The sequence below is a fragment of the Peptoniphilus phoceensis genome (assembly GCF_001517665.2).
GTDB classification, from domain to species: Bacteria; Bacillota; Clostridia; order Tissierellales; family Peptoniphilaceae; genus Peptoniphilus_A; species Peptoniphilus_A timonensis.
Genome location: NZ_LN999809.1, coordinates 55,942 through 68,371 on the forward strand (window position 1 = coordinate 55,942; position 12,430 = coordinate 68,371).

At 31.1% G+C, this 12,430-nt stretch carries 14 protein-coding genes; 11 read left to right on the forward strand and 3 right to left on the reverse strand.

From position 1 onward, the window contains the following. Positions 1 to 144 precede the first annotated feature (144 nt). Both BN3657_RS04510 and BN3657_RS04515 read right to left on the reverse strand, forming a co-directional pair. Positions 145 to 1,230 carry a M24 family metallopeptidase gene (locus tag BN3657_RS04510; RefSeq protein WP_062551941.1) on the reverse strand — a complete coding sequence of 362 codons (1,086 nt, stop codon included), beginning with the start codon at positions 1,228 to 1,230 and terminating at the stop codon, positions 145 to 147. 90 nt (positions 1,231 to 1,320) lie between these two features. Next, a complete protein-coding gene (locus BN3657_RS04515) occupies positions 1,321 to 2,004 on the reverse strand; it encodes an endolytic transglycosylase MltG (RefSeq protein ID WP_062551942.1) in 684 nt (227 codons plus the stop codon). 73 nt (positions 2,005 to 2,077) lie between these two features. On the opposite strand from BN3657_RS04515, the gene BN3657_RS04520 reads away from it, so the two are divergent. The 4 genes from BN3657_RS04520 to BN3657_RS04535 are packed head-to-tail and all read left to right on the forward strand — an operon-like array spanning position 2,078 to position 6,872. Beyond that, complete coding sequence (locus tag BN3657_RS04520; protein ID WP_062552546.1) at positions 2,078 to 3,067, forward strand: RluA family pseudouridine synthase; 990 nt, start codon at positions 2,078 to 2,080, stop codon at positions 3,065 to 3,067. Beyond that, the gene (locus BN3657_RS04525; RefSeq protein ID WP_062551943.1) at positions 3,048 to 5,651 is read left to right on the forward strand and encodes a PD-(D/E)XK nuclease family protein; all 2,604 of its coding nucleotides are present in this window, start codon (positions 3,048 to 3,050) and stop codon (positions 5,649 to 5,651) included. The genes BN3657_RS04520 and BN3657_RS04525 overlap by 20 nt, the downstream gene beginning before the upstream one ends. Continuing rightward, positions 5,644 to 6,189, forward strand: coding sequence for a 5-formyltetrahydrofolate cyclo-ligase (locus BN3657_RS04530; protein ID WP_062551944.1), 546 nt, complete (start codon positions 5,644 to 5,646; stop codon positions 6,187 to 6,189). Before BN3657_RS04525 ends, BN3657_RS04530 begins: the two co-directional genes overlap by 8 nt. Then, positions 6,186 to 6,872 carry a CPBP family intramembrane glutamic endopeptidase gene (locus BN3657_RS04535; protein WP_062551945.1) on the forward strand — a complete coding sequence of 229 codons (687 nt, stop codon included), beginning with the start codon at positions 6,186 to 6,188 and terminating at the stop codon, positions 6,870 to 6,872. Before BN3657_RS04530 ends, BN3657_RS04535 begins: the two co-directional genes overlap by 4 nt. Positions 6,873 to 6,990: 118 nt before the next feature. Here the strand turns inward: BN3657_RS04535 and BN3657_RS04540 are convergent, their stop codons facing one another. Then, positions 6,991 to 7,875 (reverse strand): YitT family protein, encoded by an 885-nt coding sequence (locus BN3657_RS04540; protein ID WP_062551946.1) that lies wholly within the window; start codon positions 7,873 to 7,875, stop codon positions 6,991 to 6,993. A gap of 414 nt (positions 7,876 to 8,289) precedes the next feature. Here BN3657_RS04540 and BN3657_RS04545 point away from each other — a divergent pair, with 414 nt between their 5' ends. The 7 genes from BN3657_RS04545 (at position 8,290) to BN3657_RS04575 (ending at position 12,252) form a co-directional block, all read left to right on the forward strand. Beyond that, a complete protein-coding gene (locus tag BN3657_RS04545; protein WP_062551947.1) occupies positions 8,290 to 9,555 on the forward strand; it encodes a Glu/Leu/Phe/Val family dehydrogenase in 1,266 nt (421 codons plus the stop codon). A gap of 550 nt (positions 9,556 to 10,105) precedes the next feature. Next, complete coding sequence (locus BN3657_RS08605) at positions 10,106 to 10,327, forward strand: helix-turn-helix domain-containing protein (protein ID WP_074017839.1); 222 nt, start codon at positions 10,106 to 10,108, stop codon at positions 10,325 to 10,327. A gap of 55 nt (positions 10,328 to 10,382) precedes the next feature. Further along, complete coding sequence (locus tag BN3657_RS04555; RefSeq protein ID WP_062551948.1) at positions 10,383 to 10,655, forward strand: TnpV protein; 273 nt, start codon at positions 10,383 to 10,385, stop codon at positions 10,653 to 10,655. A gap of 88 nt (positions 10,656 to 10,743) precedes the next feature. Beyond that, positions 10,744 to 11,190, forward strand: coding sequence for a transposase family protein (locus tag BN3657_RS04560; RefSeq protein WP_144020118.1), 447 nt, complete (start codon positions 10,744 to 10,746; stop codon positions 11,188 to 11,190). A 189-nt stretch (positions 11,191 to 11,379) separates the two neighbouring features. Further along, on the forward strand, positions 11,380 to 11,610 hold the full coding sequence (locus BN3657_RS08660) for a transposase (protein ID WP_144020119.1): 231 nt from the start codon (positions 11,380 to 11,382) through the stop codon (positions 11,608 to 11,610). Further along, a complete protein-coding gene (locus tag BN3657_RS08665; protein WP_082676825.1) occupies positions 11,610 to 11,957 on the forward strand; it encodes a transposase in 348 nt (115 codons plus the stop codon). The genes BN3657_RS08660 and BN3657_RS08665 overlap by 1 nt, the downstream gene beginning before the upstream one ends. A 217-nt stretch (positions 11,958 to 12,174) precedes the next feature. Continuing rightward, positions 12,175 to 12,252 (forward strand): TnpV protein, encoded by a 78-nt coding sequence (locus BN3657_RS04575; protein WP_082676840.1) that lies wholly within the window; start codon positions 12,175 to 12,177, stop codon positions 12,250 to 12,252. Positions 12,253 to 12,430: the final 178 nt, after the last annotated feature.

Below are 12,430 nucleotides of genomic sequence, written 5' to 3' on the forward strand. Positions count from 1 at the left end.
GATAGAATTCTGTCGGCACGATATGCTTAGGTAAGAGATTTGAAGAGGGGTAGGGGCATCATACATCCGCCACCTGTATGACAGAATGGTATTGCGCCCCTATATTGGATAAAATTTTTATAAAATTTACTAAATAAAACTTCTTTATTCTACTGGAACAACTTTGAGATCTTTAGAAACGCTATTTAAAATTTCACACCCATCTTCTGTTATTAAAACTAAATCTTCTATCCTAACTCCAATTCCTTCGTCTAATAAATAAATGCCAGGTTCAATGGAAAAAATTTGTCCCACTTCTATTATGCTGTCATTTACTGAAGAAACGTCGCCTTCTTCGTGAGTTTCAAGTCCAATGGAGTGACCAGTTCTGTGTGTAAAATATTTTCCATAGCCCTTTTCTTCGATATAAGAGCGAGCAGCCTTATCTACATCAGACATCTTGTTGCCAGCTTTTGCGGCAGCAATTCCACGAAGGTTTGCTTCTTTTACAATTTCATATATTTCTCTCGCTCTATCTGATACTTCGCCAATAAAGACTGTACGAGTCATATCAGATGCGTAATTTTTATACATGCCACCAATATCTAGGACAACACAGTCGCCAAGTTTACCCTTGCTGTTATCTGTTGAGTGGTGAGGATCAGCGGCAGATTTTCCATAGGCAGTTATTGGTTCAAAGGAAACTTCTTCAACTCCGTGAGCTTTGTAAATTTCTTTTAATTTTTGGGAAAGTTCTTTTTCACTCAAACCTTTTACAACCCATGGAATTAATTCTTCCATAACTTTATCGTTTATTGCAGAAGATTCACGCATTAAATTTTTTTCTTCTTCGTCTTTAACTCTTCTGACTCCATCCACAATTGTAGATCCATTTATATATTTTTTATCTGGGAAAATTTCTTGAAGTCTTAGCAAGAATTTTGCGGGCCAAAATTTATCAATTCCAATTAACTCATCGTCTTTTATAAATTTTGAGAGTTTTTCAATGCCATCTTCAACATCGTTATACCAAATAAAATCCACTCCAGCTATTTCTTCTTGAGGGAATAATTCATTTATAAGAAGTTTTAAATCTCCATCCTTGTGGACATAAAGGGCAAGAGCTCTTTCTCCTGGGCTAATCATCCTATCTAGAAGATAAAAAATTGCATAGGGATCAGTTATTATCATGTGGGAAAGATTATTTTCTTCCATTTTTTTTATTAGTCTATTAATTCTATTTTTGTGCATAGCGTCCTCCAATCTTTTTTTAAAATATATCACAATTTACTTTCAATATCCATTGAGAATAAAAAGAAAAAATCTGTAGTTTCCTACAGATTATTTTTGTGCAAGTGATTCAATTATATTTGCCACCTTTGATGGCATTTCTATATTGTGCTCACCTGGAGCAAATGCATTAACTCCAAGGTTATTGCAGGCACTTACGAAGGCATTTTCAGATTCAATAACGCCTTTTTCTTTTAAAGTTTTTGCAAGATCTTGTGGACTTGCTCCTTCTTCTATGTTTACAGTGTAAGTTTTAAATTCAATGTCAGCTATTTCAGCAAGTATTTCTTTTACTGTAAGGTCCTTATCAAATTTGTAAGCACCAGGATTAATCTTGTCCTTGATTTGCAAATCATCGGCCAAGGTCTTGTAAGTTGCCATATCAGCTATTAGTCCCTTAGAGATTAAAAGTTCTCCAAGACTATCTACATCAGTTCCTTCAGGAACTGTAAATTCATTTACATTTTCATTTTCGTCTTTTTTATTGTCATCAATTAGGACAACAGGCTTAACAGCTTTTTCTTCTTTTATGCCAGTTGCAACTAAAATTTCGCCATAAGTTTTCTTTAGTTCATCTACTAGACCAATATTTATTTCTTTAGTTGATATAGAATTTAAATATAGAGAATCCATTCTCCACTTAATTACAAAAACTAAAAATATGAAAAATAAAATTGATAATAAAACTTGTGCGAATTTAATAAAAAAGAGTTTGCCTTTGTTAAAGTTATTCAAAATAAACCTCTTTTCATCTTGTTTTGATATAATTATATCAGCAAAGTTAAAAAATGAAAAGTTTGGAGATATTATGCGAAAAATTATTGTTAATAAAAATGATGAGGGAAGAAGATTAGATAGATTTTTGAAAATCTATTTTGAAAAAGCACCACTTTCCTTTATATATAAAAATTTGAGAAAGAAAAATATAGTCTTAAATGGGAAAAAAGCAAAGCCAGAAGACATAATTAGTGATGGCGACGAGATAAAATTATTTTTGGCTGAAGATACTATAAATAAATTTAAGAAAGATATAAAAAAGTCAAAGAATTCAAAAAAGCCAGATATTTTATATGAAGATGAGGACATAATACTTGTGAAAAAGCCTGTGAACATGTTAACTCACAATGACAGTCACGGATACAAGGACAATGCCCTTGATAGGATGGTGGATTATTTAATTAGTAAGGGCGATTATAATCCGAGATTGGAAAAATCTTTTAGACCTGCCTCTGTAAATAGGCTTGATAGAAATACTTCTGGAATTTTAATTGGGGCAAAAAATTTAAAGAGCCTGCAAGATTTAAATGAAGCTATAAAAAATAGGGAGATAAAAAAACTTTATGTAACTATTGTTTCAGGTTTTGTAAAAGCTGATTTTGATGTGGATATTAATCTTAAAAAAACTGGCAACAATGTCATGAAAAAGGCATCAGATAACGAAGGAAAAAGATCTTTGACAGAATTTAAAGTCTTAAAATCAAATGAGGACTATTCTCTTCTTTCTGTAAATTTAATAACTGGAAGGACACATCAAATTAGAGCATCTCTAAAGGAAAAAAATTTGAGTATAATTGGAGATAGGAAGTACGGAGATAATAGGGTAAATAAAATTTTTAGGGACAAGGGTCTTGACAGTCAGTTTCTCCACAACTATGCCCTGGTTTTTGAGTCAGATAGATTTGATAAATTGAAGGGCAAAAAATTTATTTATCTGCCAGGCAAAAAGATGACTGATATTGCAGAGGACATATTTAAAATAAATTTAGGTGAATTATTAAATGAAGAAAGTAATTTTTAGAAATCCTAGAGAAAATTTTGATTTTGAAAAGTTGAAGGGCAAGGAAACTTTAATAATCTTGCCCTCTCAATCTGCTATAAATTTTTACATAAGAGAAATGTTAAAAAAGGGTTTGGACATAAGTAAAACTGAGTTTGAAACTTTTGATGGCATTGGAAAGAAAAATAGGGAAAAAAAACCTGATGAAATCTTAAAATATTTGGTCTTGTCAAAAATTTTGAAGAAAAATTTTGGGGATATTCCAGTTTATCCAGAAACTGTAGATATTGTTTTGGATTTTTTTGATGAAATCTGTGAAAATAATTTAAGTGCTTGTGATATAAGAGAAATTCCTGGTGAGATTTTTAAAATTTTGTCAAAAGTTTTTGAAATTTATGAGGGATATTTTAAGGCTAGGTCTTATGATATTTATGGAAAAGTAAAGAAAATTTCCATAAAATCAAGCAAATTTGATTCTATAATAATTTCTGGATTTTTAGAATTTGGAAAAACTGAAGAAGAAATAATTAGAATTTTATCAGAAATAGAAGATAAAAATATCTACATAGACATGCCCTTTAATTTTATAAATTCTGACTTAATTGAAGATACTATAAAAAAATTGTTGGAATTTTCTTTTGAATTGGAAAGAGGAGAATTTTTAGATTATAAAGAAGAAATAAAAAAAGATAATATAAAAGTTTTTTCTTCAAAGAATAATTTTTACAATTTGTTTTTTTCAGAATTAAAATTGTTTTTAAAAGATGAAGATCCAAATAGTATTTCAATTTTAAGTGCTTCATCTAGTCTTTCAGAAAAAATTAGAAGTAGGGAAAAATTTGAAGGTCTAGAATTTAATTTGCCAAGATATGAAAATTCCCTTCTTGAAAGTGAGTTTTTATCTCTTTTAGATTATTTTAGTGACAGGTCTAAGGAAAATACTTTAAAAAGAGTGAGATTATCTTTTTTTCCACTAGATATTGACGAAATAAAACTGGAATCAGCTTTGATGTCCTATGATTTTAAAGATTTATATGATATAGATTTTTCAAATATAAGGGAATTTAGGATAAATGATGGGGATTTAAAAGATTTTCTCCTTGGCAGTAAAATTCTTCAGGATGAAAAAATAAATAAAAGTGAAAGTCTTGATTATTATAGGAATTTTTTTGGGGAATACTTAGAAAAAGCTAGAGAAATAATAGAAAGTGAACTTGAAAAAAATCCAGAGAGCATAATAAGACGAGAACTTAGATTTTTGGAAAAGCTTGATGAAATATTTTTAAAGATGGATAATCTTTTAGATTTTTACGAAATTATTGATCTAGATGAATTTATTTTGATTTTGAAAAAATATATGGAAATGGCGAAGATTTCTCAAGTGCAAAATCTTGATGCCCTTGAAATTTTAAAGCTTAGTTCCAATTATTATAGAAATTTTAAATATTTAATCTTAATTGGATTTGATGAAAATTATGAAAATAATAAAAAATCAAATTTTATCTACAAGAGAGAAAGTCAAGCGACCATGGAGAAATTGGGAATAATAAAGGATAATTTCAAGAGAGATTATATTTATTTACTTTATGATTTTTTCACAGCAAAAAACATTTTAATTCTTTGTGGAGATAGGGAAAAGGGCTATTCAAAACTTTTAAATTCTCTCATTTATGATTTGGGTCTTGAAGTTCAAGAAAAAGAAAAAATTTATGAAACTTCTAAACTCTATAAAAGAGAAAAAGTTGAAGAAGAAAATTATCTTCTTGATTTTCTAAATTTGACAGAGATTAATAAAAAAATTTCTGAAAGATCTTATTCTGTGACAGATTTTGATGTTTTAAAGGACTGTCCAAGGAGATTTCTCTTTGAAAGAGTTTATGGACTAGGTAAACTGGAAAAGGACTATGATGAAAAATTTTATATAAATATGGGGGACAAGTACCATCATATTTTGGAAAAATATTTTAAAGCTGAAAGTGGATTTAATGAAGATAAGTTAAGGGAATTGATTTTGGAAGAAGAAAATCTTGGCGATTTTGAAAATTTATCTTTTCTCAATAAAATTTCTGTCCTAAATTCTCAAAAAATTTTGGGAGAATATATAAAAAAAGATTTGGAAGTTCAAGAAAAATATGGATTTAAGCCAAAATATTTTGAAGAAAGTTTTATGACTGACGTGAGGGGACTAAAAATCAGGGGAAGAATCGACAGAATTGATGCTCGTCATGATGAAGAAATTTTAATGGACTACAAGAGGTCATCTGTAAAAACAAAAAAAGAAATTGTAGATTTAAAATCTTTCCAAATGCCACTTTATGCTATAGCAAGAAGAAAAGTGGGTAAGAAGTTATCGATGGCGAATTATGGTTCTATTAAAAGGGGAGAAATTTCCACAGTTATAAAAAATTCTGATATCTTGCCAAAAGATGACAGGGGGAGATATTATTTCACAGAAGAGGAAATTCAAGAACTTTTAAATAGAGTTGAAGATGAGATAATTTCCATAACTGACAGCATAAAAAATGGTAATTATGAATCTACTAGTGATTGCAAAAATTGTGATTATTTAGAAATTTGCGAAAATAAGGAGAAATTTAATGGATAAAAAAGAACTTAGGAAAAAATATACAAAAATAAGAGCGGAAGTAAAAAATAAGGACGAAAAAGACAAATTAATTCGAGAAAAATTAAGAGATCTTGAGATTTATAAAAATGCAAAATCAGTTTTTGTTTTTATATCTTATAGATCTGAGGTGGATACAAAGGAAATAATTGAAAACATACTTGAAGATGGAAAAAAACTTTTAGTTCCCCTTGTTAAGGGCAGGGAAATGATAGCAGTGGAAGTAAAGGGAATTGATGACCTTGAAGAAAATAAAATGGGAATCTTAGAACCAAAAGATGGAGAAGAAGTAAAAGATGTGGACTTAACTATAACTCCTGGTCTTGCCTTTGACAAAGATGGTTATCGCCTTGGTTATGGTGGAGGATTTTATGACAAATTTTTTGCCAAAGTTGACACTATAAGATTGGGCATTGGATATTCAGACCAATTTGTGGAAAGTTTAGTTCACGAAGAATATGACAAGCCTTTAGAATATCTTTTGACAGATGAAGGTTTAGTAGAGTTTGATCAAAAATGAAAAGATCTTATCCAGAAATAGAAGCTAAAACTTGGAAATGGGTCTTGGCACTTTTTCTATCAATTGCATCCTTCTTTGGAATTAGCCTTATATTTGGACTTTTGAATTTGAAAAATGAAGTTTTATTGGCGACAGGAATAAGTATTTGTGCTCTCTTGTCCCTTCTTGTAGTTGATAGGGATTTTATTTTTAAAATATTTTTGCCCCTAAAAATGAAGGACCTTCTCTATATTTTAATAGGCCTTGGATTTTCTTTAGTGGCAGTTATAGTGTCATCTATTGTTGTAGAAAAAATGGGAATAGAAGGCAGTGCAAATCCAATTTTTGATGTCTTGACAGAAGATAATATTAAGAGTTTTTTTGCCTCAACTTTGATTCAATTTATTGCAGAAGAAATAATTTTTATAATTCCCTTTTTATTTGTGATAAATAAGTTTAAGACAAAAAATGAAATTTTAAAAACTATTGTGGCAATACTTGTTTCATCAGTAATTTTTGGTGCTATGCACATTTCAACTTATAATTTTAATATTTTGCAAGCAGTTCTTGTGATATCTATAATAAGGACAGGTCTTTCAATGTCCTATGTCATTTCAAAAAATCTGACTGTGACTTATTTGATTCACATAATTTATGATTGGACCCTTATTGGAATATATTTGACAGTAGGACAAATGATTTAAAAGCTTAAAAAAATAAAGCCTCACAATCCTAAAAGTGGATTGAGGGGCTTTTAGTAGCATAAATAGTGTAAGAAAGAAAGTAAATTCTATCTTGCACTATTTTCTTGTGGCAAGTTTTTTAAATTGAAAGTTCTTTAAATCCATTGCCCAAAATTTCTGAAGTTTCAGACACAGTTACAAAGGCACCTGGATCATTTCTTTTTATGATTTGTCTAACTTTAACCAGTTGTCTTGAAGAGCAGACAACATAGAGTATGTGAACATCTTTTTTCATATAAGAAGTAACTCCCTTTATGTAAGTTGCACCTCTATTTGTTTCTTCGTGAATTTCTCTTGCAATTTCTTCATTGCAATCAGAAATTATTAGGACTTGTTTTTGCTTTCCAACACCAAGTTGAATCCTATCAATTACGCTATAATTTATAAACATTAAAATTAAAGTAAAAAGAACCTTGTCTATTGAATACAAGTAACCGAGGCAAGATACAATAATAAAATTAATTCCCATTAAGACATTGCCTATAGTAATATTAAAATTCTTTTTTAAAATAGCTGCTATAATATCAAGGCCACCAGTAGAAGTTCCACTTCTAAAAGCAATGCCAGCTCCAATTCCATTTAAGAGGCCACCAAAGATACAAGCAAGGATAGGTTCTTTTGTCAGGAAAAATCCTGGCATAAGTTTTTCGTAAAAAGAAATAAAAAGTGATAGGAGAAAAATTGCAAGTGTAGAAAAAAATGTAAAATCCCTATCAAGAAAAAATAAACTCAAAAAGGAAGTTGGAATATTTAAAAAGAAGACAAGTAAAGGAAGGCTAATTCCAGTTACATTGGATGTCAAAATACTAAGACCTGTCAAACCTCCTGATATAAGTAAATTTGGTTTAATAATATATGTAATTGAAAAGGCAGTTATCAAGTTGCAAATAATTACAGAAAGTAATTTCCTGCCGAAAGTTTTCGAAAAAACCCAGTTTTTAAAACTAGTCTTATGTGAATTCACTTTATCACCTCAATTTGTATGATACACCAAATTAGAAAAAATATTAAGTGATAAATTTGATATATATAAGATAAAAATTTTAAAACAGGAAAAATTAGAAAGAGATAAAAGCTAAAACTAAAGCTTTTGCCAAGGATTTATGAAAATGATTACAGAATTTGAATTTTTATTTATTTATAAAAATGCTATGTGAGAAATTAGAAAAAATTAATGACATAAATTATAAAAGTAGCTTACTATTGTTTACGAATTGAATTAATATAAGCTAAAAAGAATAAAATGATAAAGCTTAAATTATAAATACAAACAATTAGTTAAAATTGATGGGTCAACTTGAACTTAATATTTCTATTTGTTATAATTATGACTGTAAGAAATGGTTATCATGATTATACATAAAGGAGAGTGTTAATAATGACAGATACTTTAAATCCGTTAGTAGCAGCTCAACAAAAAGTTAAAGCTGCATGTGACAAGCTAGGTTGTGACCCAGCAGTTTATGAAATTCTAAAAGAACCTGAAAGAGTAATTGAAATTTCTATTCCAGTTAAAATGGATGATGGTTCAGTTAAAGTTTTCAAAGGTTGGAGATCAGCTCACTCAACAGCAGTTGGTCCTGCTAAAGGTGGATGTAGATTCCATCCAAATGTAAACCTTGACGAAGTTAAGGCTCTTTCACTTTGGATGACTTTCAAAGGTGGCGCACTTGGTCTTCCATATGGTGGAGGAAAAGGTGGAATTTGTGTAGATCCTTCTGAACTTTCTGATAGAGAATTAGAACAACTTGCAAGAGGTTGGGTAAGAGGACTTCATAAATATCTTGGAGAAAGAATTGATATTCCAGCTCCAGACGTTAATACTAACGGACAAATTATGTCTTGGTTTATTGATGAATACATCAAACTAAACGGAGACAGACAAGATATAGGAACTTTCACAGGTAAACCAGTTGGACTTGGTGGATCTGAAGGAAGAAACGAAGCAACAGGATTTGGTGTTGCTGTAGTAACTAGAGAAGCTGCAAAACGTGAAGGAATTGACTTCTCAAAAGCTAAGATTGCAGTTCAAGGTTTCGGTAATGTTGGATCTTTCACTGTTAAAAACATTGAAAGACAAGGCGGAAAAGTTTACGCTCTAGCTGAATGGGACAAAAAAGAAGGAAACTACGCTCTATACAATGAAAATGGACTAGACTTCAAAAAACTTCTTGAATACAAGAACGAACACCACACATTAATTGGTTACCCAGATGCAAAACAAATTACAGATGAAGATTTCTGGACTGGCGAATGGGATATCTTAATTCCAGCAGCTCTTGAAAATGTAATCACTGGCGAAGTTGCTAAAAAACTTAATGTTAAATTAGTTTGTGAAGCAGCTAATGGTCCTACTACTCCAGAAGGAGATAAGGCTCTTATGGAAAGAGGAATTCCTCTAACTCCAGATATCCTAACTAACTCTGGTGGAGTTCTAGTTTCTTACTACGAATGGGTTCAAAACCAATACGGAATGTACTGGACAGAAGCTGAAGTAGAAGAAAAACAAGAAGCTGACATGATGAAAGCTATCGAAGGCGTATTCGGCGTTTGTGACGAATATGATGTAGTTCCTAGAGAAGGAGTTTACATGTACGCTATTCAATCAATTGACAAAGCAATGAAACTTAGAGGATGGTATTAATCCCTATAAGTAAATAAATGCTTAAAAAAGCCGCAAGTTATCTTGCGGTTTTTTGTGTCTATTTTTTTTGACTTTAATCAGTTGAGCACGCAATGGGTGTGAAAAAATTACCTGCTATGCGGTTAATTAACAATAGTTTATACCAAAAAATCACCACAGTATTATAATAGAGTTGTTCAGGCCTAAAATAATAAGAGGTGATTAATATGGTTTAAAAGGCAAATTCATTATCACACACAAAATGAATGTGTAAATATCATATTGTCTTTGCAATGGTATTTTCAATCACACATCGTTGTATCAATACCGTCATGAAAAGCTGCTCCTTCATCTGACATTGCCATTTGAGAAAAGACCAAGGGGCAATCAACCGGGAGAGTATCTGCGTTATTATCGGCTACGAAATAATCTTACGACCAGACAACCTGCCGAGCAGGTAGGCATTGTTCCGGCAACTCTGCTGAAATATGAGCAGGGGCTTTGTGCCGATACCATATGATACCGCTGTGAGGCTCTCAGAACGGCTGAAAATTGATGCGTCGCTTTCTCTATGATTATTCATTTTGCTGCGTTCATTGCATCGCCTTATACAGAGGCTTTGAAGGCAATCAGAGAAGAAATAAAACTGAATCAGTGTGAGTTTGCCGAGCTTGTTGGCTTGAAAGCAAGTCGTTACTATCATATGGAAAAAGGAAATCGTAGACCCTCCAGAAAAGTTTATCAGCAAATCATGGATGCCCTAAATGCAAAACAATCGACAAACTTCACATAAGGATATAAACAGACTACAATAACATTAGAAAGAGAAATTGATTGGAGGTATCCTTATGGGACAAGAGTTTAGATATTATCAGTGTGGAGATTATTTTATTCCTGACATTCAGTTGAATCCATATAAACACAAAGTGTTGGGCAAATACGGCAGAATGAGGAGAGTGTATCTGCAAGAGCAGAATCCGATGCTACTAAACGATCTGATTCTCAGGGATCAACTATTTCTGCATCTGTGGGAGATTGATGAAACGGCACGTTGCAGAGTAGAGAAACTGATGGCGGAATTACTTAGGCTCTATAATATCTGTTGGGGAGTAAATCTCTAACAGATATTTTTATATAAAAAATTTGCACTTATACGCATTTAGTCCTAAACTTAAAATAGCTAAAAACAAAGCAAGGAGGTGCATATAAGTGCGAAATAATAATAACATGAATTTGTTGGGTTTTAAAGATGTAATTTTTGATAATTTTGATGAGGATAATAATTTTGTTCACATTCATGCTTCTGTTAAAAAGATGGATACTTGTCTTCACTGTGGTTCTAAAAGGATTTGGATTCATGATCATAGGATTCAAAAGATTAAGGATACTCACATTTATGGTAAGAATTGTTTTATTCATCTAAAGAAAACAAGGTATGATTGTAAGTCTTGTGGTTGTCATTTTGAAAGGGATCTTGATTTTATTGCTAAGGGTCACACTATGACTAATAGATTTGTTTTTGCTATTGTGGCTGAATTTAAGGAACTTCATTCTAGCACTTCTATTGCCAAAAGGTATAATGTTTCTATTAATACTGTATTAAGAATTTTATCTTATTTAAGTGTTTCTAGAGATAACCTGCCTAAAGTTTTATGAATCGATACCCATAGGGCACAAGCGAATTTAAAGGAGATAGTGGAGGCTTTAAGTATCAGGCTTCTCTTCTTAATGGTTCTAAACACTCTATCATTGATATTTTAACTTCAAGAGATTTGAATTCTTTGTTTGGCTATTTCAAAAAGATCCCTAACAAAGAACGACTTGGGGTTAAGTTTTTTTAGTGATATGTCTAATACCTTTAAGTCTGTTAAGAATAGGTTCTTTAAAACATCTATCCATATAGTTGATAGGTATCATTTCATTAGGCAAGTTTCATGGGCTCTTGAAAATGTTAGAAAGAGGATTCAAAAAAATATTTCTTCTAAGCTTAGAAAGTATTTTAAGAGAAGTAGGAATCTACTTACAAAACCTGGTTCTAAACTAAGCTCTGAACAAGCTAAAGAAGTTTTTCTCTAATGCTTGATCTTAGCAATGGTTTGAAGTTAGCATATAGGCTAAAGGAACTATTTTACTGTGTGCCCTGTGGGTACGAATATGTTCTTACTCAACCCAATAGAGTTAGAGCAGGTAAATCTTTAAGGGAATGGATAAGAAGAGCTGAAGAATCTAATTTAAAAGAATTTAAATCTTGCCTCACCGCTTTTAATAACTGGTTTGATGAGATATGTAATTCTTTTGATTATCCTTGGTCTAATGGTCCTCTTGAAGGTACTCATACTAATATAAAGACTTTAAAAAGAAATTGTTTTGGTATGAAAAATTTTAATTTGTTTAGAAAGAGAATTATGTTTGCTTGTAAGTAGTGATGGGAAAACAGGAAAATTTTGCAAAACCCCTAGGGTTTTGTTTGCTCTGTTTATTTTTAAAGTTTTTTAGTTATTTTAGTTTCGATATTTTTATTAACGTCTAAATGTTCATTTTTACATAAAGAAAGAGACTCGAGTTAACGAGTCTCCCCAATATTTGACATAGAGCCATTACTTAAGAAAAATTCAATGCCAAACAAAAGCTACACATCAAATGGCATGGGTACAGCACATGAACAGCCTAAAAGCACAGGCACAAGAAATAGTTTTGACGGAGTTAATTTATAGTTGAGAAAAAATGGGTTGCTTTAATTAGCAGCCCATTTTTTATGTGGGAAGACAGTTCTTGAATTGTGAAATAGACACTTGATGAATTGTCTTTTTGACAATTCAAGAGTTGTCAAAAGCACAAGGTAATAATACTGATATTAATAATACTGAGTATAGTAATACTGATCCTTTCTTATCTG